This is a genomic window from Streptococcus cristatus, from assembly GCF_003943505.1.
GTDB lineage: Bacteria > Bacillota > Bacilli > Lactobacillales > Streptococcaceae > Streptococcus > Streptococcus cristatus_E.
Genome location: NZ_RJPS01000005.1, coordinates 152,115 through 175,718 on the forward strand (window position 1 = coordinate 152,115; position 23,604 = coordinate 175,718).

At 42.0% G+C, this 23,604-nt stretch carries 21 protein-coding genes and 1 pseudogene; 3 read left to right on the top strand and 19 right to left on the bottom strand.

The annotated features are described in order from the left end of the window. Positions 1 to 20 precede the first annotated feature (20 nt). The 6 genes from D8792_RS06135 to nagB all read right to left on the bottom strand — a co-directional run bounded on the left by D8792_RS06135 (position 21) and on the right by nagB (position 7,048). Entirely contained in the window at positions 21 to 704 is a 684-nt protein-coding gene (locus D8792_RS06135; protein ID WP_125373323.1) for an O-methyltransferase, read from the bottom strand. A 1-nt stretch (position 705) separates the two neighbouring features. Further along, complete coding sequence (gene pepF / locus D8792_RS06140) at positions 706 to 2,508, bottom strand: oligoendopeptidase F (protein ID WP_125373324.1); 1,803 nt, start codon at positions 2,506 to 2,508, stop codon at positions 706 to 708. 20 nt (positions 2,509 to 2,528) lie between these two features. Then, complete coding sequence (locus D8792_RS06145; RefSeq protein ID WP_125373325.1) at positions 2,529 to 3,488, bottom strand: competence protein CoiA; 960 nt, start codon at positions 3,486 to 3,488, stop codon at positions 2,529 to 2,531. Positions 3,489 to 3,646: 158 nt separating this feature from the next. Further along, on the bottom strand, positions 3,647 to 4,813 hold the full coding sequence (locus D8792_RS06150) for an MFS transporter (RefSeq protein ID WP_185758414.1): 1,167 nt from the start codon (positions 4,811 to 4,813) through the stop codon (positions 3,647 to 3,649). An 87-nt stretch (positions 4,814 to 4,900) separates the two neighbouring features. Beyond that, positions 4,901 to 6,235 (bottom strand): D-alanyl-D-alanine carboxypeptidase, encoded by a 1,335-nt coding sequence (locus D8792_RS06155; protein WP_125373327.1) that lies wholly within the window; start codon positions 6,233 to 6,235, stop codon positions 4,901 to 4,903. 105 nt (positions 6,236 to 6,340) lie between these two features. Beyond that, entirely contained in the window at positions 6,341 to 7,048 is a 708-nt protein-coding gene (gene nagB, locus D8792_RS06160) for a glucosamine-6-phosphate deaminase (RefSeq protein ID WP_125373328.1), read from the bottom strand. A gap of 317 nt (positions 7,049 to 7,365) precedes the next feature. Between nagB and queA the strand changes: the two genes are divergently transcribed. After that, positions 7,366 to 8,394, top strand: coding sequence for a tRNA preQ1(34) S-adenosylmethionine ribosyltransferase-isomerase QueA (gene queA, locus D8792_RS06165; RefSeq protein ID WP_048764477.1), 1,029 nt, complete (start codon positions 7,366 to 7,368; stop codon positions 8,392 to 8,394). 13 nt (positions 8,395 to 8,407) lie between these two features. After that, positions 8,408 to 8,878, top strand: a complete 471-nt coding sequence (locus D8792_RS06170) for an arginine repressor (RefSeq protein ID WP_005590761.1) — start codon at positions 8,408 to 8,410, stop codon at positions 8,876 to 8,878. Positions 8,879 to 8,968: 90 nt separating this feature from the next. On the opposite strand, the gene D8792_RS06175 is transcribed toward D8792_RS06170, so the two are convergent. The 12 genes from D8792_RS06175 to D8792_RS06230 form a co-directional block, all read right to left on the bottom strand. Then, positions 8,969 to 10,303 (bottom strand): dipeptidase, encoded by a 1,335-nt coding sequence (locus D8792_RS06175; RefSeq protein ID WP_125373329.1) that lies wholly within the window; start codon positions 10,301 to 10,303, stop codon positions 8,969 to 8,971. A gap of 20 nt (positions 10,304 to 10,323) precedes the next feature. Beyond that, positions 10,324 to 11,838 carry a YfcC family protein gene (locus tag D8792_RS06180; protein ID WP_125373330.1) on the bottom strand — a complete coding sequence of 505 codons (1,515 nt, stop codon included), beginning with the start codon at positions 11,836 to 11,838 and terminating at the stop codon, positions 10,324 to 10,326. 212 nt (positions 11,839 to 12,050) lie between these two features. Further along, positions 12,051 to 12,998 (bottom strand): carbamate kinase, encoded by a 948-nt coding sequence (gene arcC / locus D8792_RS06185; RefSeq protein WP_045499180.1) that lies wholly within the window; start codon positions 12,996 to 12,998, stop codon positions 12,051 to 12,053. A gap of 159 nt (positions 12,999 to 13,157) precedes the next feature. Beyond that, positions 13,158 to 14,174 (bottom strand): ornithine carbamoyltransferase, encoded by a 1,017-nt coding sequence (gene argF, locus D8792_RS06190; protein ID WP_005590765.1) that lies wholly within the window; start codon positions 14,172 to 14,174, stop codon positions 13,158 to 13,160. Between the two features lie 57 nt (positions 14,175 to 14,231). Continuing rightward, a complete protein-coding gene (gene arcA / locus D8792_RS06195; protein ID WP_005590767.1) occupies positions 14,232 to 15,461 on the bottom strand; it encodes an arginine deiminase in 1,230 nt (409 codons plus the stop codon). A 304-nt stretch (positions 15,462 to 15,765) separates the two neighbouring features. Next, complete coding sequence (locus tag D8792_RS06200; protein WP_125373331.1) at positions 15,766 to 16,452, bottom strand: Crp/Fnr family transcriptional regulator; 687 nt, start codon at positions 16,450 to 16,452, stop codon at positions 15,766 to 15,768. Between the two features lie 296 nt (positions 16,453 to 16,748). Beyond that, positions 16,749 to 17,528, bottom strand: coding sequence for a YhfC family intramembrane metalloprotease (locus tag D8792_RS06205; RefSeq protein WP_125373332.1), 780 nt, complete (start codon positions 17,526 to 17,528; stop codon positions 16,749 to 16,751). 195 nt (positions 17,529 to 17,723) lie between these two features. Then, entirely contained in the window at positions 17,724 to 18,776 is a 1,053-nt protein-coding gene (locus tag D8792_RS06210; protein ID WP_125373333.1) for a serine hydrolase, read from the bottom strand. Positions 18,777 to 18,889: 113 nt separating this feature from the next. After that, the gene (gene sodA, locus D8792_RS06215; RefSeq protein WP_125373334.1) at positions 18,890 to 19,495 is read right to left on the bottom strand and encodes a superoxide dismutase SodA; all 606 of its coding nucleotides are present in this window, start codon (positions 19,493 to 19,495) and stop codon (positions 18,890 to 18,892) included. Positions 19,496 to 19,586: 91 nt separating this feature from the next. Beyond that, positions 19,587 to 20,624, bottom strand: a complete 1,038-nt coding sequence (holA, locus tag D8792_RS06220; protein ID WP_125373335.1) for a DNA polymerase III subunit delta — start codon at positions 20,622 to 20,624, stop codon at positions 19,587 to 19,589. A gap of 106 nt (positions 20,625 to 20,730) precedes the next feature. Next, positions 20,731 to 20,907, bottom strand: coding sequence for an XRE family transcriptional regulator (locus tag D8792_RS06225; protein WP_125373336.1), 177 nt, complete (start codon positions 20,905 to 20,907; stop codon positions 20,731 to 20,733). A 70-nt stretch (positions 20,908 to 20,977) separates the two neighbouring features. Continuing rightward, positions 20,978 to 21,454 carry a glycosyltransferase family protein gene (locus D8792_RS06230; protein ID WP_514132994.1) on the bottom strand — a complete coding sequence of 159 codons (477 nt, stop codon included), beginning with the start codon at positions 21,452 to 21,454 and terminating at the stop codon, positions 20,978 to 20,980. Between the two features lie 79 nt (positions 21,455 to 21,533). On the opposite strand from D8792_RS06230, the pseudogene D8792_RS06235 reads away from it, so the two are divergent. Then, positions 21,534 to 22,091, top strand: a pseudogene (locus tag D8792_RS06235) (transposase); the annotation flags it as partial. Between the two features lie 276 nt (positions 22,092 to 22,367). Here the strand turns inward: D8792_RS06235 and D8792_RS06240 are convergent. Continuing rightward, positions 22,368 to 23,604, bottom strand: a 1,237-nt coding sequence (locus D8792_RS06240) for an LPXTG cell wall anchor domain-containing protein (RefSeq protein WP_312023816.1), incomplete at its 5' end; no start/stop codon positions are given.

Consider the following 23,604-nt stretch of genomic DNA (forward strand, 5'->3'; position numbering starts at 1 on the left):
TTAAGAAAAAATCAAAGATGTCATTTTTTTCTAATCATAAGCAGTCCATCTCCCAAGGGAAGCAGACTCGCAGTCAAATCTGGACTATCCAAAGTTGCGTCAAATAGGTTGTGCAATCCTCGGTAAATAGCTCGCTGGCCACGCTTAATTTCCTCAAAAGGCTTGGCAACATCGCCGCCTTGGAAGACATCATCAATGAGGACCAGACCACCAGGATTGAGGCGCTTGAGGACCTGAGGCAGAAAGACTACATACTTGGACTTGGCAGAGTCCATAAAGACAAGGTCGTAGGAATCCTCTAACGTCTCAAGCAAATCCACTGCATCCCCTTCCAGCAGGGTGATCTGCTGACGACTATCATACTTAGCAAAATTAGCCTTGGCGAGCTCAATCATCTCTGGATTACGATCAATTGTCGTAATCTGAGCCTGAGGAGCATGCTCCGCCATCAAAAGGGCCGAAAAACCAATAGCCGTCCCGATTTCTAAAATCTTCTCAGGCTGCAGGCTTTCGAGTAGCAGGCGGAAGTAAGCCACTGTCTCATGGGGAATCACAGGAACATTTTCAGCTTTGGCAAAATCCTCCAGTTCCTTGAGGCCGCCAGTGACTGGCTGGAGACGCTGTCTCATAAAGTCAACGATTTCTTCTTTGACCACTGGCCGACGCATATTAGGATTAGAGTTTTGGTTGTAAGTCTCGACCATCTTATGCCAGTCCCAACTTTTCTACCAAGGCTTCAAATTCGTCCAGACGACGTTCAAAGACAGCAAAAGCAGCATTTAGGTAGTCTTCTTTTTCCATATCCACACCTGCTTTTTTGATGACATTAAGTGGATAGTCAGAGTTCCCAGCTTTGAGATAGTCCAGATACTTGTCCTTGTCTTCCTGACTGCCATGGACAATCTTTTCAGCCAAGGCAGAAGCCGCTGAAAATCCTGTCGAATATTGGAAAACATAGTAATCATAGTAGAAGTGCGGAATCCGAGCCCATTCGTACTGAATCTGCGGATTATCCTCTTTAGTCAGACCATAGTATTTTTCGTTCAAGTCAGCATAGAGTTCATTGAGAAACTCGCTGGTCAAAACTTGACCTTCTTGGTCAGCCTTGTGGATCGCATGCTCAAATTCAGCAAACTGGGTTTGACGGAAGACCGTACCTCGGAAGCCATCCAAGAAGTGATTGAGGATCGCAAAGCGGGTCGCATCGTCTTCTACTTCTTCCAAGAGCTTCTCGGTCAGGATATTTTCATTGGTCGTTGAAGCAATCTCAGCTAAGAAGATAGAATAGTCTCCATAGACATAAGGCTGGGTCTCACGAGTATAACTGGAATGCATACTGTGGCCTGTCTCGTGCACCAAGGTAAAGAGATTATCCAGCGTATCCTGCCAGTTGAGCAACATAAAGGCATTGGTATCATAAGAACCGCCTGAGTATGCTCCTGAGCGCTTGCCTTGATTTTCATGAACATCAATCCAGCGCTCTGAAAAAGCTGTCTTCACTCGGCTCAAATAATCCTCACCCAGAATAGCCAGGACTTCCTCAGACTTAGCCAAGGCTTCCTCGTAAGTGAACTTGTAGTCTGTCTCTGACAAAGGTGTGTACATATCATACATCTTCAAATCAGAAATGCCTAAAATCTTCGCTCGTAAAGCGATATAACGCTGCAAAAGAGGCAAATGCTTATTGACAGCTGAAACTAAGCTGTCATAGACACTTTCTGGAATAAAGTCAGATGACAAGGCCGCTTCACGGGCAGATGAGAACTTGCGGACTTTCGCATTGTAATTGTGAACCTTGACATTGGTCTGCAAAGTCTTAGCGTAGGTATGCTGATACTGCTCGTAGACGCTGTAGAGTGCCTCGTAAGCTTCCTTGCGGACCTCTCGGTTCTTAGACTCAACCAAGGTGATATAGTTACCGTGGCTGAGCTGAACTTCATTTCCATCTTCGTCATGCACCATCGGAAAGACGATATCTGCATTATCTAAGATAGCAAAAGTTTCGCCCGCTGCACCAAAGATTTCACCAGCACCGGCCAATAGCTCCTCTTCGCGCTGTGTCAAGATGTGGGCTTTCTTTTTCAAAAGCTTGTCAAAATAATGTTGGTAAAGTTGCAAACCTGGCTGCTCAGCCAAGAAAGCTTGGTACTGGTCTTCTGTAATCGCCATAAACTCGGGCTCATAGAAGGCAAAACTTTGACCAAACTCACTGTAAATAGTCATACCCTTAGCCTGATATTCTTGGTATTTGGCCACGCGAGTATCCTGGTCGTTCTTCATATGAGCATAAGAATAAAGCTTTTCAATCCGGCGCATCAAGTCCAACTGCACTTCAGTCGTTTTTAAGAGACTGTCCGCTGAATCCAGCAAATGCCCAGCCAGACCAGCTGCTTTCTTCACTTCTTCAGAAACCTGCGCCAATTCTGCTTCAAAGGCTTCATCTGTTGGGAAAATGGTTGTCAAATCCCAAGTATATTTTTCTTCAATTTCATTTCGTTGTTTTGCCATAGAAATTTCCTCCATCTTTTCTATTTTATCATAAAAGTGGGGGAAATCCTCGCATAAAATACTGGTGGATAGATTATTTGAAGCTGCTTATTTTTTTCAGCCTGATAATAGCGATGAAAGTGCTGGTAATAGGACGTCAAGTCTCTTGTTATTTGGCAAAAGGAGCTGGCTTGTACAGGCCGAACCTGCGGATAAAAATCCTCAGCTGACTTGGTCAGAAGATTGTCTCCTTTTTGATAGAGCTGGGCTTGGAGCTTCATCCATCGAGGCTGCTGGTAATAAAGCTGCTGACGAACATAGCGACAAATCTCTGGGTCCTGCCGCGCCAGATAACTTTCTAGCCCCTGCTTTTGAAAGGGACTGCGGAGGACAGATAAAAGGCAGCCTTGACCAAAAGGAAAGGATTTGACCTTGTACTGAGCTCGTCCATGCAAGTCCTCGTGAATGAGATATTTAAGTCGAAGCTCCTGCTTTTTCTCATCCAATTCCCAAAGATGAAAGCCCATATTTTGACTGAAATAAAGAAAGTCCTTTTGCAGTTTCGTCAGCGACTGTTTTAACCATAATTTCTTGCCCAAAAGCCAGAGGACCTGATAGCCATGTTGACGATAGGACCGCGTCCGTTCCTCAAGTCTTTCCTGACTGAGAGGACTGCATTGAACCTCCAGCGCTATGCGACCAGCTATCAAAAGGTCAGCAATCTGCCTTATCTNAGGTAAAAAGGCCTCCACCTGAATNTCTTGNCTTTGCTTNCCCCAGCTATAAAGGNCAGCTTTCAAGTTCAAATGCTCCGNACTTTCATTTTCTGCATANAATGAGCAATTTTCAAGAGAAATATGAGCAAAATGCGGTCGCATGACCCTTCCTTTTTTGAAGCGGACCGCTCCCGAACAGGCAGGACAAAAGAGTTGTTCGCCTAGGGACGGCTGGCTTTCTATCGCATTCAGTAAAATCCCCTCTTCATTTTTCGCAAGCAACATGAGTATTTCCCTTTCAAAACAATATCTTTTATATCTTTATTCGTAATTAAAACACCAAAGAGAGGGCTTGTGAAATGGAACGAAGTATTATTTATTCTCTCACTTATGTAATTTCCCCAAACAAAAACGAGCTGAAAAAATTTCAGACTCGTTTTTTCTTATCCAAATAAATTCTGATTCTTTTTTTCAGGAACTTTCAAAAAGAGAGCAAGAAAGAGCACCAGTCCGATAATGACTGTCAACATAAGATTCATCCTGTCATAACCAAAGTGATCCAAGATGGAGCCTGACATATTCTGAATGAAAATCGTGCCCAAATTTCTCCCTGTCTGGAGCAGCGCAAAGGCTGTCACCAAATATTTTTCATCCACCAGATTTGCTACGATGCGCAGACTAAGCATGGTCAGTACCATACCAGAGGCATGCTTGGAAAGCAGGGTGACTGCAATTTTCGAACCCAAGCCAAAGTTCAAAGCATAAACCGCATACTGGAGGAGCATCATGCCCAAGCAGATATAGAGCAACTTTTTGACAGCTATCTTATCCATGAAAAGATAGGAATAAAAGATTAAGGGCGCCTCGCACAGCACAGAAACTGCGACAACAGTTGTTGCCCAATCAACACTCAAGCCGCTGGATTCTAGCATGGACGGAATATAGGTATGCCCTGTATTGCCCACACCTGAGTAAAGAGCGACAAGAATGAGATAAAAAAGATAGGTTCTGTTTTTAAGAATGGCTGAAAAGAGCGAATTTCCTCTTTTTTCAGTCTTTTTAGTCAACCTATCCCGCTTAGGATTCATACCAAGAACCCCTATAATACCCAGCAACATAGTCCCAATAAAGACCAGATAAATAGCTTGGGGAGAAATATTCTTATAAATCAAACCTGCCAGCTGCGAACCAAAGGCATAACCGATTGTCCCCCAAATTCGAATTTTCCCGTATTTATAAGGGCTCTGGGTCGCCAGTACATCCATCACGGTGCCCACCCCATTGATGAGCATCAAGACAAAACTGTACCAGATGGCTAAAAGCCATAGATCATCAGCCTCCATGAAAAAGATGTCTCCCAGAATAATCAGGAAAAAACTAATAAGCGAAACTCTCTTGATACCAAGCGTATCAGTTAACAGCCCCATGATTGGCTGAGCCAGCATGGAAGAAAAGAAAGAAGCTGATACGACGATAGATACTTGACCAGCCGTGTATCCCTTATCCAGCATATAAACGGATATCAAGGTCGAAAACAATGAATTGGATAGAAAATAAAAATTATACATCAAAAAATAAGCCAAATAGCTATTAGAAAACTTTTTTCCCATCATCAAAACCTCTCCAAAAATAGAATAAAACCCAGTTTTTAGAAACTGAGCTTTATTTCAGCTTGCAAGCTAAATGCAATCAATTATTTATTTTTTTCTAGTTCTTGCTTTAGCTTTTCTCGATTTCCGATTCTCGATATAGAAAATCAGGATAATAATGACAATTGGCAAGGCAATTAACCAGCGGTTGCTTAGCAAGTCACTATACCAAGTTTTATTATTTTCTTTCTTAGTGACTTCTTCTTTGGCAGACTGGGTAACAGAAGCATCTACTTCCTCCACTTTCATCTCATCAGAGATCTTTGGAGAGAGCGTGTATAGATTATTTCCGGCCTTCAAGACACCATTCTCAACTACAGGCTTTGCCTTCGCATCTTTTTTGATTGTCGCATAAAAATCTTCTGGCAGATTGTAAGTTTTTCCATCAATCTCCTGCTTCCCTTTAGAGAACAGTTTCTTGTACTCGTAGTCAGCATAAGATTTTTCGATCAAGGCATTTCCAAATGGATGGCGATAATATTCACCATCTTGGTCAGCCCAGTCACCAACGCCCATGATAACGCCAATCACGCGCTGGTTTCCGCGCTTGACAGTTGCAATGTAGTTGAAGGCACCGTTCGGACTTGAACCCGTCTTCAGACCATCTACTCCCTCCAGAGCGTAGCGAGCACCCGGCAATGAGTAATTATAAGTCTCAAATGTTTCTTCATAAGGTGTGCCAGCCTTGACAGTTACTTTAGCCTGATTGGTATAGTTTAAAATATCTGGATAGTTCTTTACAAAATTATAAGCTAAAATCCCTAAATCACGCGCAGTTGTTTGGTTACTAGCGTAGTTATTATATCTCTGAGGAGTATAGTAACCTTTGAAGGAAACTGCCGCAGCACCACTGGCATTAAACCATTTGGTGTTGGTCATGCCTAGTTCCTGCGCTTTGGCGTTCATCTTATCCAAGAAAGCATCGGGATCGTTATCTGACAGGTAATTTGCCAGCATCACTGTTGTTGCGTTAGAAGAGGGTACAACTGTCATGGTAATCAGCTCAGAAACAGTATAACTGACCCCAGCCACGATTTTATTATTGGAAATTTCATAAATTCCCGCAACCGCCTGATCTTGCGGTGTCGCCTTAATCACCGTATCTAAACTGAGTTTTCCCTCTTTAATGGCTTCAAAAACCAAGTACAAGGTCATGATCTTACTCATGCTAGCTGGATCGCGAACCTCATCAATGTTATCCTGCCACAGTATATCGCCCGTATTTCCGTCAATCATCAAAGATGACTTAGGACGATTGATTGCTTGTACATTTTCATTGGGATACATTTTTCGTGCCATATCTACCAATTCATCTGCCGCAGCAGAAAGCGGTGATAGAAAGGCAGACAAAATCAATCCAAACACCAAAAACTTCTTCTTCACATTTATCCTCCAAAAAAATCATTCCTAACTAGTATATCATATTTTTAATCATGTTTTTGATAAATATAAAAAATCCTACCTAAAAATTAGATAGGAAATAGATTGTTAAGCTTCTAATAAACTTAGAGCTTCTTTGTCTGCAATAATCACGACATCTTCATGGCCTTGAAGGGCGCTAGCTGGCACAGTTTCTGTCACCTCTCCTCGGACTGTTCCTGCGATGGCTTGAGCTTTAGAAGCGCCATAGGCAAAGAGGATGATTGATTTTGCATCTAAGATATTCCGAATTCCCATTGAGATGGCTTGAGTCGGTACGTCCTCTAGTTTCTCAAAGAAGCGAGCGTTCGCTTGGATAGTTGACTGCTCCAAATCGACAATATGGACAGTGCTATCAAAACTAGTTCCTGGTTCATTAAAGCCAATATGACCATTGGTTCCAATTCCCAAAATTTGCAAATCCACTGGATGATCAGCCAAGACTTGATTGTAGCGTTTCACTTCTGCTTCCACATCTTCTGCTGCACCGTTTGGCAAAAAGCTTTCTTTGAAAGGCTTTTTATTAAATAGCTGCTCATTCATAAAGTAACGGTAAGACTGGGGATTATCTTCTGAAAGTCCCACATACTCATCCAAGTTTACACTGGTCAACTCTGATAAATCTAGGTCACTGGCAATGATTTGCTTGTAAAACTCAATCGGGCTACTTCCTGTTGCCAACCCCAATGTTTTGGCCCCCTGAGCTAGCTTTTCTTTCAAGATTTCTAAAGCTACCTTTGCGCCTTCTACTTGATTCTCAACACGAATAACTTTCATTCTATTCTCCTATTTTTCTTGATTGATTCCTTATTTTATTATATGGTATAGACCAATTTTTGTCAAGTAGATTCTACTTAATTTTTTCAAATTTTACTGAGAGACTTAACGTCAAATCATGGTATAATAAAAGCATGCTATTACCAATGCTTATAATCTTTTTACTGGGAATTGCCCTTTTTACCGCTGGGCTTTTCTTAAAAAAACATCTCGGTGGGCAACTAATTTTTTTATGCTTGGGAATTTTCTTTATCAGTATTCCCTTTTTACTTGCCGCCTACTATATTTGGATCATGAGAACTATTTAAGGAGATAGAATGAATACTGCTGATTTTGATTTTCACTTGCCGGAAGAACTGATTGCTCAAACCCCTCTGGAGAAGCGAGACTCTTCTCGCCTGCTCATTGTAGATCGGGAAACTGGCCAGTTTAGTGACCAACATTTTGACAATATTATTGACCAACTTGAGCCAGGTGATGCCTTGGTTATGAATAATACCCGTGTCCTACCAGCTCGCCTTTATGGAACCAAACCTGAAACTGGCGGTCATGTAGAACTCCTACTCTTGAAAAATACCCAAGGAGACTTCTGGGAAGTCCTAGCCAAGCCTGCCAAACGACTCAGAGTCGGAACGCGTGTTTCTTTCGGTGATGGCCGTTTGACTGCCACTGTTACTGAAGAGCTAGAACACGGCGGACGGATCGTTCGCTTTGATTATCAGGGCATTTTCTTAGAAGTCCTAGAAAGTTTGGGTGAAATGCCCCTGCCGCCTTATATCCACGAGAAGCTAGAAGACCGTGAACGCTACCAGACAGTCTATGCCAAAGAAAATGGCTCCGCTGCCGCTCCAACCGCTGGCCTCCATTTCACAGAGGAATTGCTGGATAAAATTGCGGCAAAAGGCGTTAAGCTCGTCTACCTGACCCTGCATGTGGGGCTTGGAACCTTCCGACCTGTATCAGTTGACAACTTGGAAGAGCATGAGATGCATTCCGAATTTTATAGTTTGTCTGAAGAAGCAGCTGAGACCCTGCGCCAAGTCAAGGCAAGCGGCCACCGCATCGTTGCTGTCGGTACCACTTCTATCCGAACACTGGAAACAATCGGCAGCAAATTCGATGGTCAAATCCAAGCAGACTCCGGCTGGACCAATATCTTTATCAAACCGGGCTATCAGTGGAAGATTGTCGATGCTTTTTCAACCAACTTCCACTTGCCAAAATCAACCCTTGTCATGCTGGTATCAGCTTTTGCTGGACGTCAACTGACACTGCAAGCCTATGAGCATGCTATCGCTGAGCGCTACCGCTTCTTCAGCTTTGGCGACGCTATGTTTATCAAATAATACAGGTGAATCTATGAATAAAATCGAAAGTAGGCATCGCCTCATTCGCTCCCTCATCATGGAAAAAAGAGTCCATACCCAGCAGGAACTCCAAGAACTACTGGAAGCAAATGGCGTCATTGTCACCCAGTCTACTCTCTCTCGTGACATGAAAACTCTCAATCTAGTCAAAGTGACCGAAAATGACAAATCCTACTATGTCATTAACAGCATCGCCCCTTCTCGTTGGGAAAAAAGACTGCGCTTCTATATGGAAGATGCCCTCGTCATGCTCCGCCCCGTTCAGCATCAAGTCGTCATGAAAACCTTACCCGGACTAGCCCAATCTTTTGGTGCCATTTTAGACGCTCTGGAATTACCCCAGATTGTTGCTACAGTCTGCGGAGACGATGTCTGCCTGATCATCTGCGAAGATAATCAAGCTGCTATCGAATGCTTTGATAAACTCAAAGAATTCGCACCCCCATTTTTCTTTAGTAAATAACAAAAGAGTTGGAAAATCCAACTCTTTTTCGTGTTGATTCACAGTTTTTACTNGGAAAAATCCGCAACACTGATATCTATCCTAGCAATTTTACTCTCCTGCCAAGCGGAAAATAGTCTCAGCATAGATATCCATCGCACGATAGAGATCTTCCAAAGACGCTCGTTCATTGGCCTGATGTTCCGTCTGCTCTACTCCTGGGAAAAGAGCGCCAAAGGCCACACAATTTGGCATAGTCCGAGCAAAAGTTGCCCCACCAGAGGACATAGCTGGACTAGTATCGCCAGTCTTTTCTTGATAGATAGTCATCAGCGTGCTGACTAGTTCACTATCTTTAGGTACATAAAGCGGAGCCAGATAGTCAAACTCTTCATAGTCCAGCTGGTAGCGCCCAGCAATCTCTGCTAGTTTTGCCACTAGCTGATCTTTATCCGCCAAGACAGGAATCCGAATATCAATACGGATTTCAGACTTTTCTGAGTTCAGTGTCAGACCTGCAATGTTAAAGGATAGTCTGCCAGACGGTTCATCCGAAATGTCACCAAATAAACGGCTGCCAGTCGCATCCTCTCCCACTGCTTCTGCAATAAAGGCTAGAGCAGGATGAGATTGTAAAGGCTGTAAAACTGTCGCTAGCCGAACAATAGCATTGATACCTTCAGCTGCATCCTTGGCATGCTTAGGTAGACCGAGAACAGTGACTTGCTGGTCATTTTGCTCGTAGTCAAAAGCAGCTGCCTGCAAACCTGCCACGATCGGCTCCAAAAGTTCTCCTTGATAGCTAGCCTTGCCAGGCACAACATTAAAGGCTGCTCCTGCTTCTAAATCCAGCTGATCAGAGCCAGGACCGTGTAACTTGACCTGTAGGAGGCCTTTCTCAGCATAGGTCAGAGGGAAGGAAGAATCTGGCGCAAAGCCGAGCGTCGCTGTTTCTTCGAGTTCATTGTACCGCCCCATACAGCGCCAAAGTGTCTCTTCGTCCGTACCAAAGATAAACCGAACCCGCTTTTTAAATTTTACTCCGCTATCTAGCAGAGCCTTGACCGCGTAAAGAGCAGCCATTGATGGTCCCTTATCATCTTGGACACCACGTCCGAAGATCCAGCCGTCTTTGATAGTTGCCTCAAATGGCGGGGTCTGCCAATCCGCTTCATCACCTGATGGAACAACATCCAAATGACAGAGAACGGCCAGGAGCTCTGCTCCCTGACCGATTTCTGCATATCCGTAATAACCTTTAGGGTCAAGATAGGTAGTGAAACCTAAACTTCGACAAATCCCTAAAGTTTTTTCTAGGACATCTTGAATTGCTTGTCCAAAAGGTGTTCCATTTTCTCCCTCGTTAAGTACCGAAGGGTAGGAAATCAAAGTCTTTAATGATGTAAGAAACTCATCTTTAACTTGATTTGTTATATATGTTTTCATGGAATCACCTCACTCACTCTTTATAGGAATGGAATGAACGTTCCAAGGAGAAGAAGGGCGATAGTCACTACAATGATAGCAACTACAAGTTTGCCCATGAATTTCCACCAAGTACCGATGTTGATACGTCCAAGCGCAAGAGCTCCCATCACAATACCAGATGTTGGTGCAATCAAGTTCAAGACACCTGAAGCAGATTGGTAAGCAGTGATGATCAAGCTAGGACGCACATTGACAAATTCTCCGAGCGGAGCCATGATACCCATAGTCGCGCTGGCAAGACCAGATGAAGATGGGATCAAGAATGACATAGGCAGATAGAAGATATAAGTCAAAACGATAAAGACTTGTGAAGACAGACCGCTCAGGCCTTCTTTACCCCAGTTGAGGATAGTATCAGTAATCATACCATCGTTCATGATAACTTGGATACCACGGGCAATTGCCACGATCAAGGCTACACTGAGCAAGTCAGCAGCACCATTCATGAAGGCAGAGATAATCTTGTCTTCTTTAAGACCATAAACAACACCGATAAGGATACCCATAAAGGCGAAGAGCATTGCGCCTTCTGGGAAGTACCAAGTACCCAAAGCAGCTGTAGATGAACCAACAATCTTACCGATAACTGGAAGACCAGTCAACCAAGTATTTAAGTCTCCAAAGAGAGTAATACCTAAGTCACTCCATGGAATGAAACTCAAGACCATCAAGACGAAGGTCAATACAAAGAGAACAAAGACATGTTTTTGTTTCTTAGTAAGAGTTGAGTTGACACTTTCTTCGTCTTCACCAACATTGAAGAATTTCATATCTTCATCACGTGTTGCATAAGTAAGAGACTTAGTTGGATCTTTTTGGATCTTATCAGCATACTTGTAAACGAACCAAGTGCTAAGACCAGTTAAAGCAAACCAGAAAATCAAACGAAGGATAATCCCTTCACCAAGACCTACACCTGCAGTTGATGAAGCAATACCTGTCGCAAATGGGTTCAAGGTAGATGCCAAACATCCTATTTGTGAACCGAGCAAGATAATGGCAACCCCAGTCAAGCTATCAAATCCAACAGCCATCATAACTGGCACAAGAAGAGGATAGAAGGCCATGGTTTCTTCACCCATACCATAAGTTGTACCACCGAGGGCAAACAAAGGCATGAGAACCAAAATCAACATCTTTTCGCGGCCCTTGTATTTCTTCACAATAGAAGCAATACCAGTGTCTAGCATACCAGTTTCATTGACAACACCAAGGAAACCACCAACCATGAGGATGAAGAAGGCTACATCGATCGCTGCACTTGTTTCCTTAATCAGCGAGCCTTCCTCTGGATGAGTACCTAGCATAGCCCGAATCGGTGCCATGAGAACATCCCAAATCCCTTGCGGATTTTGAGGTTGGGCTTTGTAAACACCATCCACAAAGGCACCCGCAGGGATGATCCAAGTCAACACTGCCATAATAGCAATGATTATCAACAAGACGGTGTAAGATGAAGGCATCTTAAACCCTTTTTTAGCTTTTTCACTCATTTGTTTTTCCTCCTAATGTCTAACAAAGTGCAAAAAACCAACCACTTTCTTAAATAAATATTTAAGAAAAACGCTTTCTATTTATATTTATTTTACCACATTAAGGTCTAAAAAACTAGTATTTTTTGAAAATATCGCATTTATTTTCAAGAAATATTCCTAACTTGATATAAAGACGTTAGAAATACCATATATTTTACTAGTAAAATAGCTTATTCTTTTTCAATAATTGTTCCGCTTTCAGATTCAATCAAAGCGCCAAGATTTTCAAGGGAAGTAATAACTGCTTTTCCTTCTGGACGGCCGTTGACAAAAGCGATAGCTGCTTCTACTTTTGGAAGCATGCTTCCTGGGGCAAATTGGTCTTGTTTGATATATTCTTCCAGCTGAGCAACATTCACATGTTCCAACTTTTCTTGGTCTGGTTTGTTATAGTTGACAAAGACGTAATCTACACCAGTCAAGACGATGAAGAGGTCAGCTTCGACTAATTCCGCCAAGCGTTGAGAAGCAAAATCCTTATCAATAACAGCTTCAACACCAGCCAAATGACCGTTGTCTTCCTTGATGACTGGAATTCCGCCACCACCAGCAGCAACGACCACTTGACCAGCATTCAAGAGGGTACGAATTGTTTCGATTTCCTTGATGTCAACAGGTTTTGGTGAAGCAACAACCTTGCGCCAGCCACGACCAGCATCTTCTTTGAAAGTTGCTCCGCTCTTTTCAGCTTCTGCTTTTGCTTCTTCTTCTGAATAGAAAGGACCAATGGGTTTGCTCAAGTTGACAAAAGCTGGGTCATTCTTATCGACAACAACTTGTGTCACAACTGAAGCTACATCTTTTTCGATGCCTTCATCCAAGAGAGCATTTTGCAAGGCATTTTGCAGCCAGAAACCGATGCTACCTTCTGTCATAGCAACAAGTGAATCGAGTGGGAAAGCAGGGTTCTTTTCAGAATCAGCCGCCAAGTGTTGGAGCAAAAGATTTCCAACTTGAGGACCATTACCGTGAGTGATGATCAAATCATCCCCATTTTTGATCAATTTTACAAGGTGCTTGGCTGTTTCCACCAAAGCTTCCTGTTGAGCTTTTGCTGATGGGTCAGAAGAAAGAATAGCATTTCCTCCCAAAGCTACTACAATTTTACGATTTGCCATAAGTTCTCCTTTATCACATTCAATCGAATGCGCTTAGATTTCAGTTTAATAATTTTTCAAATACTTTATAAGAAATAACAGATTTCCATCATATAAAAGAGGACTGGACTAAAGCTATTAGTCGCAGCCCTCATAGCTGTTGGTATTACGGTTTATAAATTATACTTTTGGAATGTAAAGGTTGCCGAGTGTAGCAGCCATAACAGCTTTGATTGTGTGCATACGGTTTTCTGCTTGGTCAAAGTGGCGAGCGTATTTGCTACGGAAGACTTCGTCTGTTACTTCCATTTCTTCTACGCCAAATTTTTCAGCGACATCTTTACCGTAGACAGTATTTGTATCGTGGAATGCTGGCAAGCAGTGCAAGAAGATCAAGTCTTCATTATCAGCTTTCTTCACCAATTCCATGTTAACTTGGTAAGGTTTCAAAAGTGCAACGCGTTCTGCGAATTTATCTTCTTCACCCATAGATACCCAAACGTCTGTGTAAAGTACATCTGCACCTTTAACAGCTTCGTCTGCATCTTCCGTGATGAGGATGTGGGCGCCACTTTCTTTAGCAAAGCCTTCTGCCAATTCAACAATTTCTTTTTCTGGGAAGAGTTCTTTTGGTGAGAAGATGTGAACGTTAACGCCAAGGATAGCTCCTGTCACCAGCAAGCTGTTGGCAACGTTGTTACGTCCATCACCACAGTAAACCAATGTCAAGCCTTCCAAACGACCGAAGTTTTCTTGAACTGTCAAGTAGTCAGCAAGCATTTGAGTTGGGTGCCATTCGTCAGTCAAACCATTCCATACTGGAACACCTGAGAATTCTGCCAATTCTTCTACCATGCGTTGGCTGAAACCGCGGAATTCAATCCCGTCAAACATACGTCCCAATACTTTAGCTGTATCTTCTGTAGATTCTTTCTTACCAAGCTGAATATCGTTAGCACCAAGGTATTCTGGATGTGCACCAAGGTCGATAGCTGCTGTAGTAAAGGCTGCACGCGTGCGAGTAGATGTTTTTTCAAACAAGAGAGCGATATTCTTACCAGCAAGATAGTGGTGCTGAATATTGCGTTTCTTCAAGTCTTTCAAATGAGCTGAAAGTCCGATTAGGTATTCTAATTCTGCACGAGTAAAGTCTTTTTCTGCAAGGAAGCTACGTCCTTGGAATACTGAATGTGTCATTCTGTTATTTCCTCTTTCTAGTTATTAAATTTCTATTGATAAATTGTCGAACACGAATTAAACTTCTTCACGTTCAAATGGCATAGACATACAACGAGGTCCACCACGGCCCCGAACCAATTCACTTCCGCGAATCTTGATCAAGCGAAGCCCGTATTCTTCCAAAATCTTGTTGGTTACAGTATTGCGGTCATAAACCACTACCACACCAGGAGCGATAGTCAAGGTGTTAGAACCGTCATTCCATTGTTCACGTCCAGCTGCTACGATATTGCCGCCACCGCAACGAATCAAATGAACTTTTTCTACGCCAAGGTTTTGAGCCAGAAGTTCAGCCAAGTCACCTTTTTCTTCAACGATCTTCAGTTTTTCGTTTTCATAAGTAACGGAGTAAACGCGAAGGTCGCCTTCGATTTCTGGGTGAATGGTGAACTTGTCATAGTCAACCATAGTGAAGACAGTATCTAAGTGCATGAATTTACGGTTGTTAGCAAATTCAAATGCCAATACTTTCTTGAAGCCAACATTCTTCTTGAAGATGTTCACCAAAAGTTTTTCGATAGATGCTGCATCTGTACGTTGAGAAATACCAACTGCCAATACATCTTTAGAAAGAACTAGTTCGTCCCCACCTTCAATACGGGTATCTTCTTCACGGTTGTAAACCAATTCCACTTTTCCAGCATATTCTGGGTGATATTTGAAAATGTATTTACCGTAAAGTGTTTCACGGTTACGAGTATCTGCAAACATATGGTTGAGCGATACGGCATTACCAATTGTAGCAAATGGGTCGCGTGTGAAGTAAAGGTTTGGCATTGGATCAATCGCAAATGGATAATCTGATTCTACCAAGTCAGTCAGACCTTTCGCTTCATCAGGGATTTCTGGCAATTCAGCTTTTTGAACCCCTGCCATTGTTTTTTCAACCAACTCTTGGTTGTCCTTGATACCATGCAGCAATTCACGAATAGCTTTCTTCGTTTCGCGTCCACGAATATTTGCTTCTTCCAAATATTCTTCGATGAACTGTTCACGAATTTCTGGAGAAATCAAGGATTCAGCAGCCAATTTTTCGAGATAAAGAACTTCAATTCCTTCATCACGAAGAGCTTGAGCGAATGCATCGTGTTCTTTTTGAGCATCTTCCAAGAAAGGAATGTCATCAAAAAGAAGACGTTCTAGGTAGTCCGGTAGCAAGTTTTCCAGCTCTTTGCCCGGACGGTGCAACATAACTTTTTTCAGTTTCCCAATTTCTGAGAAAACATGAATTGGATGTGTAGACATCAATTGTCCTCCTTTTCGTTGAGGTTTGGTTTCCCAATCCCTTTTATGCTATTATTCTATCATGGATTGGAAAGGCTTACACCTAAAATCTTACATCGCGAATGCCAAATNCTTTGCGTTTTTTATAAAACATTATNATATTTATTTATTTTAAAGCGTTNTCTTTGCATATTTTGGTTNTTCTATTATTTTTAGGAATATATATTTTTTTGTAAAAAATATATGTTCAATTAATATTAGAATATGATCAGAAAAANNTTTTAAATGTGTAAAAATGTTTGAAAAAAACCAATCCAATGATTGATCAGCTTCCTTCAAAATACCTCATAAAGTATTCCTTATTCTTAAATGTCAACTTTTTATGCTCGTAGTCAATCACTTCTTCTTCTCTTAGTTTTTTTAGAACCTGATTGACTGTTTCACGTGTGGTGGCTCCTAGCTTGGCCAACTCTTTCATACTCAATGGAAATGGAAGTGTATCCTGCTCTTTGCACAAATCCATGCATAAAATAGATAGAGACTGGGTTACACGGTCCGTCGCACTTGCCGAGACGACATTGCGCAAGCGTAATTCCTGAAATTCTAAAATCTGCGATAAACGCTTGGTGATAAATAGTAGCTGATCCACGTTCTTTTTAGAATAGTCCTCAAATAAGTCCATCGGAATGCTGAAGTACTCGACATTGGTGACCGCGCTAGCTGTATAATGATAACGCTCGTCGAAAAACATGCCTCCATAGGGAAACACGCTATTCATTTTAACATAGTCCATATATGAAAAAGTATCAGTGGAATCGTACTGCTCGATACGAACATAGCCTCGATGCAGGAGGAAAAGACGATCCCTGCGATCCCCCGAAAAGAAGATAATCTGTCCCTTAGGGATCTTGCGAAATTGAATCTCAATAGCAATCTTATCAAAAATTTCCACAGGAAAATGTGCAAATGCTGGATGCTGTCTAATAATCTGATAATGTTCCTTATTGATCATAATAACCCTTCTTGCTCACTACTAGTATTATAGCATAAATCCGCTTCCAAAAACAGAAATTATCAAACTAGTTTATTTTAGTAAAAAGAATAATATAAAAGTAAATCAGTAGCAATTGAGCTGTACTCACTTGCTCCGAAAATTCGTTTTAAACATTCTCTCAGAACTTTTTAAATACTCCTGCCAAGCACATTAAGAATCTTTTTCCAACGAAAGAGAGGCTAGGAATTTTTTGTCCTAACCTCTCCTTACTATCCAATCTCGTTTANNCTCTTACCTNCTTTACTTGAGCCTNATTAAGCATTTTTACTCTTGGTATTAAAAATTGATANCGATAGAAACNTCTTAGTCAAANATACCAGAGCAAGAAATTCTACCAAAATAATCACTTCAACCAGAATCGGCTGATTCAACCAGCCAACCTGAACCAGAGCAGGAGCTAAATCAATCAAAGCATGAAAGCCCAGAGCCGCAAGAAAATAGCTCATTTTTTTGTCTTTGACAGCCGTCCAAACCCAGAAAGTCAAGAATACTTGGATCGCAAGTGCTAAAATCCGCTCGAAAGCCAGTAAGTAAATTTGACCTGCCTGTAGTTTTTGTACATAAGAAATCGTCACTTGGGGTAATTTCGCTAGCAAGGTGCTGTCCCCTTGGCTGACTAGTTGAGCGAGGACAAACAGACTCAAGAGACCTGAAATACCTATGAAAAGAGCTTCGATCCCGCCGTGTCCTAAACCATAGGCCAGACTATCACCGATAGTTAGTGGACGCTTCTTTTGCAAATATCGAAAAATCACATAGCGCGCTGTCTCCTCAAAGATAGCCGCCGTTGCAATGCCATACAAAACATAGAGCAAGGGAGCATTTTTCATTAGAGTAATCGTTCCATCAGCCTGAGGCTGTAAAACCAATCGATGTAGGAGATTTTCGAAAATCTGACTAGACAGATAAAATCCAACCCCTCCCAAGAGGAAAACAAGCAGGGAAATCTGCTTGGTCTTTTTAAAATAAATTACCGGAATGACTACAGCGGCTAAAATCAGCACCATAGCAATCAAAATATGCGTTTGAAGCATGAAATCGTCTCCTCAACTATTAAAAGTTTTACTAGAATTATACCTTTTTCCTCCCAGATGTCAATCCTCTAAAAAAGCTGGGCAGGAACTCACATTCAGAACAAATTGCGAGGATCTACTCGCATTCTACAACTATTTTCTATAAAGCAGGCTCATTCAGCAGGTTCGTTGCAGAACCTAGTTGTTGGGCCAATTTTAATTCATGTTGACCCGGTGCCACTCATTGATGATATAGGCAATTTGACCGACCTGATCAATACCTACTCCACTAATCTCCTCACTGGCTTCTGTGCTGCCACCTAGATAGGCTGTATAAAGTGCCACAATATAGGGCTTCTCCTCCATAACAATAGCATCAACATTGAGAGCCTCTCTAACATAACCAGGCTTTTGGTAAATTGTCAAATCGTATAAATAGCGTTTGTAATATTCGCCGGGGAAGGACACACCGATAAAATAAAGAATATCCTTGTATTTTTCTTGATTATTCCACAGATACTCTAGAACTTGAATATAGTAGTCCGTTGTTGTTTTATTCTCTCTGCTGATCGTCTTGATTTTAGCTTTTGACCGGCCATACCTTCCAAACATGCTGTAGGCCTTATCCATACCACCTAATCGCTCTGCTAGCGCATAAGCAGGCGTATTCTCAGAGTAAACCAATGAATACTCCTGCATATCTGGGATAGACATGGCGCCATTGAAGGCCGCTACATAGTTATCATGCTCTCCTTTGTATTCATAGCTGGTGTTGGTAATATCAAACCGCTCTTCCAGTGATAATTTTCCTGCTGCCACCTCATCAACAACCAACATATTAAGGGGAAGTTTATAGGTAGATCCCGCTGTCATAGGCTGGGTATCATTCATAGCATAGGTTTGCCCGGTCGTCAGGTCTTTATAAGAAAAAGCAATCTGAGAGGGATCGATTTCCATATCATTCATATAAGCTTGGACAACTTGCGGCAAGGTCATATTGGCATAATCGTAAACCAAGCCAAAGGCTTCCATGGTCGGAAGGTCTTGCTCCATCACCTCTTGCTTCTCTTCCATTGTCTTGCTAGGACGCGCAGTCGCCTCAGTTCTTGTCTCTTCTCCTTCTATAGACTGTGAAGAAGCAATTACTTGACCTGCTTCTGCTATCTTTTTATCAGCTCGCTGCGGTTCCACCAAAAGACCCAAATAACAAATAAATAAGAAAACTCCACCGAACCAGCAAGCCAGTTTCTTTATGTCATTTTTAATCAAAGTATTTCTCCTAATATTTTAGTATTATAAAAGATTCTCATTAAAATAACAAGTAGAAAGGTCCATTTAAGGGCATTTAAAAACGAATCATTGCGATCCGTTTTATAATTCTATTATTTAGCTGCTGCGTAGAGTTCATCCACTTTATTCCAGTTGATCACTGAGAAGAAAGCCTTGATGTAGTCAGGACGAACGTTGCGGTATTTCACGTAGTAAGCATGTTCCCAAACGTCCAAGCCTAAGATTGGTGTCTTGCCTTCTGAAATTGGTGTATCTTGGTTTGCTGTTGAAGTTACTTCAAGTTTCCCTTCTTTGTTGACAACCAACCATGCCCAACCAGAACCGAAACGAGTTGTTGCTGCTGCAGTGAAGGCTGCTTGGAATTTTTCGAATGAACCAAATGTCGCATCGATTGCTGCTGCAAGTTCTGCTGAAGGAGCTGTCTTTTCAGGCGTCATCAATTCCCAGAAAAGAGCGTGGTTCAAGTGTCCACCACCGTTGTTGATCACTGCTTGACGAATATCAGCCGGAATAGACTCAACATCTGCCAAGAGTTTTTCTAAGTCTTCACCAATTTCAGGATGTTTTTCAAGCGCAGCATTTACGTTATTCACGTAAGTTTGATGGTGCTTATCATGGTGAAGGTGCATTGTTTCCTCATCGATGTAAGGTTCCAAAGCGTCGTATGCATAAGGTAGATCTGGTAAAATAATTGCCATTTACTTGTCCTCATTTTCTTTATTATTATACAAATCATAACGCAAAAACGCACATTTTTCAACTATTTTGCTTATAAATTTTGCTAAGCTTTTAGAAGTTTCCTGTTGCGATTTTCAGCAAGGCAAGGTCAAAAAGGTAGTCTTTGTCATAGAGGCCAGACTTGATTTGATAGTCCGCTTCAATCAAACAGGTCAGGGTTCTTTTCAGAAAGCTGAGGCTAAGCCCGCGCGCATCCTTAAGCGCAAACTTGACCTGGAAAGGATTCATCTTGCGGCCTAGATAGTCTGATAAATCCGACACGATTTGGCTCTCGGATCGGCCATTATCCGCCAAAATCTTAACCTGAGTAAACATTCGAAACTGGCCTAACATGATGGCAATCAGCTTGATTTCATCTTCACCCTGCAAGGTTAGATCGCGCACCAAACTCCGTGCCGCATCAATTTGTTTCTGTAAAATCAGTTGGGTCAAATCAAAAATGTTGTCCTGCAAGGTTTTGGGAATGGCCTCAGCGATGTCTTCTAAGCTGATTTGCCCCGACTCCTTATAAGACTTCAGAAAAGCCACGTTTTTACTGATTTCGCTAAAATGAAAGCCTGATTTGATCAACAAGTGGTCAAAAGCCTTCGGAGCAAAGTCCAGACCTTCAAGCTGTGCCTGTTTGGTAAAATACTGACGTAAGTCTGCTTCCTTAATCTCAGCCGCTTCAAAGATCTGTCCGTCGCGTTTTAGTATCTTGACTAGTCGGCGTTTGCTGTCTAGCTTGCCTTCCGCGAAAATGACCAATTTGGTCGTGCTACTAGGATTTTCCAAATACTGCTCAAAGGACTTGAGCTCTTCATCCGATAAATAGCGCTTTTTTGCTGTCGTTAGATCCGCAAAATGATCTAAAATAATAATCTTTTCATCCGCAAAAAAAGGTAGGCTGACTAAATCCAGTTCCACATCTGGATAAGGCGTTTCTTTCATATCAAACAGCATCACATTCAAATCTGCTGGATCGTAGTGAATCTGCTTCAGAAACTCATCTTTTAAGAGCTCAAATTGCCCCAAGTCATCACCCGTCAAAATCGTTAAGCGTGGGAGATTTTCGGGAGTGATTTTCCTAATTCTTTCAATTGCTAACATAGTGGCACTCCCTTCTATTTTCTTGATTCTTAATCATGTATAAATTGTAACAAAAAACAGCAGGAAAGTCTGCTGTTTTTCATCATTCTAGCCAGAATATTAAGTGCTAAAAGAATTGTCCCAACTGCATGATAATCGTAACCAAGAGGTTGATAAGAAAGAGAATGCCACCTAGAACTGCAATCATACTAAACTCTTGCTTCTCTCTTTTCAACGGTTTCCTACGATTATCTAGTTGCTCTTTGATCTGTTCCTGCAGAATTCCCTTTTTCTTCTCTGGCATGATTGTCCTCCCTTACTAAATCTGCATAAAGGAACTTGCCCTCATCGAAAGCAAGTTCTCATGTATCTGGTTAAAGAATGGCCTTATATTGCTCCAAACTAGCCTGATTAGCAGCCTGTTTCTGTCTAGCAAGTGCTGCTTCCATCTCTGATGAGTGGGCAAGGACACTTTGAATCTTATCCACCATGCCTGAGACATTTTCTGGCAAATAAATGTGATCATCCGCAATAAATCGACGACTATGGCAAGTATTTTTGAAGCTGAGAATCAGCATGTTATTCTCAAAAGCTGTGCGACAAGCATTGAGGATTTCATCGCTGATATTGATATCCAGATACAAGTCACATCTATCAAACAGCTCTGCAACCTTGGCCGGACGAATATTTGGATAAAGCGAAACATTCGGATAACGATTGAGCCCCATCAAATGGCCAGACATTTCTGTGATGGCTCCAATATGGAAATGTACAGTTGGCAGCTGAGTCAAGAGCTGCTCTATTTGCTCAAGCTGATCACTATTGGTCAAAATCAAGGCTTCTGGACTCATATTATTAAGACGCTGGTAATCATAAATATAACCAATATTGTGGAAATAGATTTTTTCTTCAAGGTAAGGCTCAGCTACCTCACTCGCTAAACAATCTTTTTGTGCGGTCAAGAAAACCTCTCCAATGCTTGAAGAGGTTCGTTACTATGTTCAAGAATTGCTTCGTCTTTCTGAACGCAGACAAGTTGTCTTAAACGACATGGTAGCTCTAGCTCAGCCTTTACCAGAGTATGACATCTTACGGTCAATTCCTGGCATCGCAGAAAACACAGCGACATCTATCATTGGCGAATTGGGAGATATTCGTCGCTTTCAGTCTACCAATCAAATCAACGCTTTTATTGGCATTGACCTGAGACACTATGAATCTGGGAACTTTCTCGCTAAGGAACACATCACTAAACGAGGTAATCCCTATGCCAGAAAAATCTTGTTCAAGTGCATTCACAACATCGCTTCAACTAGTCATACCAATCCCTGCCATATCGCTGACTTTTATGAGAAACGAAAAAGACAATCGACAATAGCTTCAACTAAGCCACATACGATTGCCTCTATACATCGTCTCATTCGAACAATGTATTACCTCATTACGCATAACAAGCTTTACGATTATTCTTTGACCCAAAATCGATAAGGCTGTCTATGCCGTATTATGGTAACACCTTGTTTCAAAAAATACCAGATGAGGTGTTTTTTAGCATGCCCTTTTATGGATCAAAAAGTGTCAAAAATAAGACAGTAACCTCAGAATAGCTACTGTCTTATCTCTTTTTTTACTTAAAGCCTTGATAGACTTGACAAATGGTAGAAAAGAGTCCAAAAACCCCAGATAGCCTTGAGCCATCCGGGGTTCTTATTTTCATCGCTAAAATGATATCAACAAAATTTCATTGTAGCCGATTTTTGGAACTTAGTCTTCTAAATCCATTTCAGAAGCTGCTGATCTCTTCTTCTTACCAAGAAGAGAGACAGTTGCCAAGGCGGCTACTCCTAATCCAAGACCAGCAAATTGGTTACTTGCAGTTCCTGTATTTGGTAAAGCCTTAGCGTTTGGAGTAACTTTGACTTGTCCTGGTTGTGCAGGCTGTGGCTTAGGTGCTTGAGAGTGATTTGTAGCACTTGAGATTGAAGCACTGTCAGACAAGCTAGCTGAGGTACTTGCGCTGTTGCTCAAGCTTGTGCTTGCTGACTCTGATGCACTGATTGAAGCACTTGCACTGTTGCTTAAGCTTGCTGAAGTTGAGGCATCACCTGAACCATTGCTTGTGCTTGTTGAGCCTGAACCGCTACCTGAGTTGTTGCTTGCACTGATTGATGCAGAAATACTGTCACTCAAGCTTGTGCTTGTTGAGACTGACTCACTTGCGCTGATTGATGCTGAAGTACTATCGCTCAATGATACACTTACTGACTTGCTGAGTGAAACTGATTCACTTGCACTTACAGATTCAAGGTAGCTAGGAAGGTTAAACTCTGGTTTAGACTCGCTTTCTGGTTCACCTTTACTATGGCTGAATGAGTTAGATTGTTGTGACGCACTTGTACTCAAACTGCTTGAAGTGCTATCGCTAAGTGATGTAGATGTACTTACGCTGTTACTCAAGCTTACTGAAGTACTTGTTGAAACTGAAGTACTACTTGAGTTGTTGCTTGCTGATTCAGATGCACTAATTGAAGCTGATACGCTGTTGCTTACGCTTGTGCTTGCTGATTCTGATGCACTGATTGAAGCAGAAATGCTGTTGCTCATGCTTGTTGATGCTGAAGCTGAAGCACTACGTGATGTAGACTCGCTGTTGCTCATGCTTGTGCTTACTGATTGGCTTGCACTGATTGAAGCTGACACGCTGTTGCTCATGCTTGTGCTTGCTGATTGGCTTGCACTGATTGAGGCAGATACGCTGTTACTCAAGCTTGTGCTTGCTGATTGGCTTGCACTGATTGAAGCAGAAATGCTGTTGCTCATGCTTGTTGATGCTGAAGCTGAAGCACTACGTGATGTAGACTCGCTGTTGCTCATGCTTGTGCTTACTGATTGGCTTGCACTGATTGAAGCTGACACGCTGTTGCTCATGCTTGTGCTTGCTGATTGGCTTGCACTGATTGAGGCAGATACGCTGTTACTCAAGCTTGTGCTTGCTGATTGG